Origin of the sequence: Bradyrhizobium sp. (assembly GCF_019244115.1) — a bacterium.
Taxonomy (GTDB): domain Bacteria; phylum Pseudomonadota; class Alphaproteobacteria; order Rhizobiales; family Xanthobacteraceae; genus Bradyrhizobium.
This window is the reverse complement of the sequence record NZ_JAFATE010000876.1, coordinates 1-4522: the sequence shown is the minus strand read 5'-3', so window position 1 is coordinate 4522 and position 4522 is coordinate 1. Positions and strand designations below refer to the sequence as shown.

4 protein-coding genes are annotated in these 4522 nt (G+C 63.8%); all 4 read right to left on the bottom strand.

Going from position 1 to position 4522, the window contains the following annotated elements; all coding sequences use genetic code 11:
* A partial coding sequence (locus JOZ76_RS36840) for a M16 family metallopeptidase (protein ID WP_291706284.1) occupies window positions 1–1176 on the bottom strand: 1176 nt, incomplete at its 3' end.
* A gap of 259 nt (window positions 1177–1435) precedes the next feature.
* The gene (locus JOZ76_RS36835; protein ID WP_291706283.1) at window positions 1436–2143 is read right to left on the bottom strand and encodes a hypothetical protein; all 708 of its coding nucleotides are present in this window, start codon (window positions 2141–2143) and stop codon (window positions 1436–1438) included.
* A gap of 128 nt (window positions 2144–2271) precedes the next feature.
* The gene (gene lspA, locus JOZ76_RS36830) at window positions 2272–2781 is read right to left on the bottom strand and encodes a signal peptidase II (protein ID WP_291706282.1); all 510 of its coding nucleotides are present in this window, start codon (window positions 2779–2781) and stop codon (window positions 2272–2274) included.
* Between the two features lie 9 nt (window positions 2782–2790).
* The coding region (locus JOZ76_RS36825) for a class I tRNA ligase family protein (protein WP_291706281.1) at window positions 2791–4522 on the bottom strand (1732 nt) is incomplete at its 5' end.

Sequence of the window (4522 nt, the reverse complement as noted above, 5' to 3'; positions counted from 1 at the left end):
GGCGTAGATCGCTTCCGCGATGAGCTGGGTCTTCACCCGCTCGAGGTCCTCCGCGCGTGGCGGGTTTTGCGCAAGCCCTGCGATCATGTCGTCGACGATCCGCTCGATGTCGGCGAAGGCAACGCCCGGCTTCGGCGAAGCCGAGATCGAGAACTGGGTCGCATCGAGCGAGGTCGAGGAATAGGCCGCGCCGGCATTGACCGCGAGCGGACGATCGACCACTAGGGCGCGGTAGAGATAGGAGTTGCTGCCTGAGCCCATCAACTGGGCCAGCACCTCCAGCGCCGCGCTCTCGCCCGGGACGGCGGTGGTGGCTGAAGGCACGAGATAAAACCGCCTGACGCTCGGCTGTTCGACACGCCGATCGGATAGCGTCACGGTGCGCGGCGCAACCGGCTCCGGCTCCTGCGGACGGATCCGCTTTGCGGGAATCGACGGCTGGGCGGCGATCTTGCCGAAGGTGGCCTCGGCGAGAGGCCGGACCTCGGCGGCATCGGTGTCGCCCGCAATCACCAGGGTCGCGTTGTTCGGAGCATAGAAGCGCCTGTAGAAGGCCAGCGCATCTTCGCGATTGAGCTGCTCGATCTCATGATGCCAGCCGATGATGGGGCGGCCATAGGGATGATTGAGATAGAGGGCGGCCATCATCTGTTCGTTGAGGCGGGCGTCGGGACTGTTGGCGACCCGCATGTTGTATTCCTCGAGCACGACATCGCGCTCGGGCAGCACGTTTTCGTCCTTGAGGATGAGGCCGGTCATGCGATCGGCCTCGAAATCCATCATGGTGGCCAGCTGCTCGCGCGCGACGCGCTGGTAGTAGCCGGTGTAATCGACCGAGGTGAAGGCATTCTCGCTGCCGCCGACGCGCAGCACCGTCTCGGAAAATTCGCCGGCGGGATGTTTCGCCGTGCCTTTGAACATCAGGTGTTCGAGAAAATGCGCCAGTCCCGACTTGCCCGGCGTTTCGTCCGCGGAGCCGACCTTGTACCAGATCATCTGCGTCACCACCGGCGTGCGATGATCCTGGATGACCACGACCTGCAATCCGTTGCCGAGCGTGAAGGTCGCTGGCGGATCCGACGTGATGCTGGTTTGGGCGAAGCTATCGGTTGGAGAAAAAGTGAACGCCGAGGCGAACGCAATGAGAGCGGATGTCACGAAACGGTTTATGGGCATTGCGACCTTTGGTTGGTTGCGGGGGCAAATGACGCAAGACGCAGTGCAGCATCGTACACGGTGCCGCCGACGCTGACTGTCACGAAGTCGGGAGACGGGTGCGCGCCGCAGCCCCGCTCGCATTCACAATCCGCCGACGCTTCTAACCGGCGCTGTCGATCTCAAATCCACACAACTGCGGCGGCACGAACCTGCCGCACGCGGGGCAACCCCAGATACTTCCGATGCCGCTGTTGTGTGGCTTGCTGGCACGCGCGCGCTATTCGCCGTACTGGCCGCGCGCCGGGTCGTAGGGCTTGTTCAGCGATTCCTTTGGCCCGGTTCCGTAGGCGAAATTCGGCGATGGCGTCTGGTAACCTGCTGGCGGCTGAACGAGCGAATCCCGTGTCGGCTCGCCCTTGAACTGCTTGACCTCGGGCTTGCTGCCGCCGAACAGATCGCTGAACCTGCCTTCGAACCCAAGCTCCGACGGGCTCAAAGGCCGTGCATTGGTGTCCCCCGGCTTCAGCGAGTCGGTGCTCTCGGCGCTCCTCGTCGGTCTGGTGCGCACGGCGTTCAGCTCATCCGGTGACAGCGGACGGGCGGCCTCGTACGAGTCGTATCTCTTCTTGTCCTTGGCCGCTTTCTTGCGCTCCTCGGCCGCAGCCTTGCGACGGGCCTCATCGGGATCCTTCGGCCAGTTCGGCGGCGCCTTGGCCTCGGCAGTGGAGGCCGGTGGCGGCAGGTCGAGCTTCGGCGGCACCACGAGCGGCGAGCGCTCACGATAATCGATGCCCCGGTTCTCCATGTTGGTCGCACCAATGCCGTGCATGATGCCTTCGATGATCTTCTCTTCGAAGGTCTTGTCGTCTTCTTCCTCGTTGGCGTCCTGGGCCCTTGCCACACCGGAGGCCATCAATAGGCCGACGCCGAGCGCGGCCGCCGCAACCCGCACCGCACGTGCGGATTTCAACGATTTCCGAATCATCAAGCCCTCGATCTTGCGCATCGCTTTACCCGTCCAAAAGACACCAACGGATCGCCGAAACACTGCGGTCTAAGCGCCCTCTTAAGTTAAGCCATGCACGCGCTCAAGAGGGCCCGTATCTGCCGGGATCAGGGCGCTTTTGCGGCGGGTATCGCAATAAAGGAATCATACAATAGGCCCGCCACCCCGGCAACGATGGCCGTATCCGCGAGGTTAAACACGTACCAAGTATAGGTTTTTCCGGCGATCTCGATATGGAACAGGGCGAAATCGACCACCGCGCCGTAGGCGATGCGGTCGATGGCGTTGCCGATCGCGCCGCCGATGATCAGCCCGAGCGCAATGGTGGCCAGGATCGTCTGTGAGCGGGCCATCCAGATCGCGAGCGCGATCACCGCGACCACCTTGACCAGCATCAAGGTGAGCTGGGCGGCGGGGCTGTCGTTCTGCAGCAGGCCGAAGCTGATCCCGATGTTCCATTGTAATACCAGGTCGAAAAACGGCGTGACCCGCACCGGGGCGTGCTCGGCGATGTCGAGCACGTTGAGCAGCCAATATTTCGACGCCTGGTCGAGAACGAGCGTGACAAGGGCGGCGAGCGCGCCAGTCGGCAGACGTTGGTTGAAGCGCGCCGCCATGCCGGGTCGTTACCTCGTTTTCTTCTTCTTGGCCTTTTTTGCCGCGGCCGGCTTCTTCGCTTTCGAGGCCGGACGCTTTGCGGATTTTGTCTTCGATGGCTTCGCCTTCTTGGCTGCCTTTTTCACGGCGGCCTTCTTCTCTGCGGGCTTCTTTTTCGCCGCCTTCTTGGCGGCCTTCGCCGTCGTTTTGGCCTTGCTCGAGGCCGGCTTCTTTGCGCCCCTCTTCGCGGCCGTCTGCCTGGCGTATGTGTTGCCGCGTTTCGACTTCACGGCACGCTTGGGCTGTGGCGCGACCTCCTCTGCGGCGTCGTCGGATGGCACGGTCTCGGCGTGTGCAGGCTTTTCGTGGCGAGCCGCCGATTTCGGCGCGCGCTTCCGCGGCGCCGGAGGCGGCTCGACCGGCGCTGCGATGGGCTCGTCGTCGCGAGGCGTGGTGTCGACCGCGGCGATGGTGGTCTCCTCGACCTGGGCAGGGCTTTGCGGGACGATCGGCGGCGCGCGTTCGAACGGTGCAATGACCGCGTCGCGCGGCTCGGGCGCGGCACTGCGCTCATGCAGCGCCATCCATTCGCGCAGCGCTCGGGCGTCGCGCGGCGAGACGTCGGGATATTCGGGATCCTCGCCCACGGTCGGGAGGATCTTCCAGGAGCGTGCACATTTTGTGCCCTGGGCCTTCTCGACCACGACGGCGACATCAGGCACGTTGTCCAGCCGGAACGCGCCGGCTGGCGCTTCGCCCTCTCTCACCTCGTAGTTCGAGGTGATGCAGATTTCGGCGACGTCGACATCGAACAGCGTCGCGAGCAGCTTTCGGTCCGCGACATAGATGACCGGCGAGGCCTCCAGCGACGAGCCGATGTTCTTGGCCGCCCGCTCCAGCTCCAGCGCGCCGGTGACGACACGGCGGACGTTGCGGATCGTGTCCCACTTCGCCGCGAGCGCATCGTCACAGAATTCACCGAGATTGACCGGGAAGGTCAACAGATGCACCGACGGGCAATCGCCCGGCCAGTACATCGCAAAAGCCTCGTCGCAGGTGAAGCTCAGGATCGGCGCGAGCCATTTCAGGATCGCATCGCAGATGACGTCGATCGTGGTCAGCGCCGCTTTTCGCGCGACGGAGGAGATCGGGTCGCAATACAGCGTGTCCTTGCGGATGTCGAAATAGAACGCCGACAATTCGGTGTTCATGAACGCCGACAACGTGGCGACCACTGTCTTGTAGTCGAAGGCCTCATAGGCCCTGCGCACGACCTGATCCTGCTCGGCGAGCTGGTGCAGCATCAGCCGCTCCAGCTCAGGCATGTCGCCCGGCGCGACCTCGTCATCTCCAGTGAAATGATGCAGCGTGCCGAGCATCCAGCGGATGGTGTTGCGCAGCTTGCGATAGGTCTCGACCGTGTTCTTCAGGATTTCCGGGCCGATGCGCTGGTCATCAGTGTAGTCACAGGCCGCGACCCACAGCCTCAGGATATCCGCGCCGGACTCCTTGATCACCGCCTGCGGCTCGATGGTGTTGCCGAGCGACTTCGACATCTTGCGGCCGTGCTCGTCCTGCGTGAAGCCGTGGGTCAGCACGATGTCGTAAGGCGCTCGGCCGCGCGTGCCGCAGCTCTCCAGCAGCGAGGAGTGGAACCAGCCGCGGTGCTGGTCGGAGCCTTCCAGATACATCACGGTGTCGGCGCCGCCATCGACCTTGCGCTTGATCCCGGCAAGGCCGGGAAAGTGCACCGCATCCTCC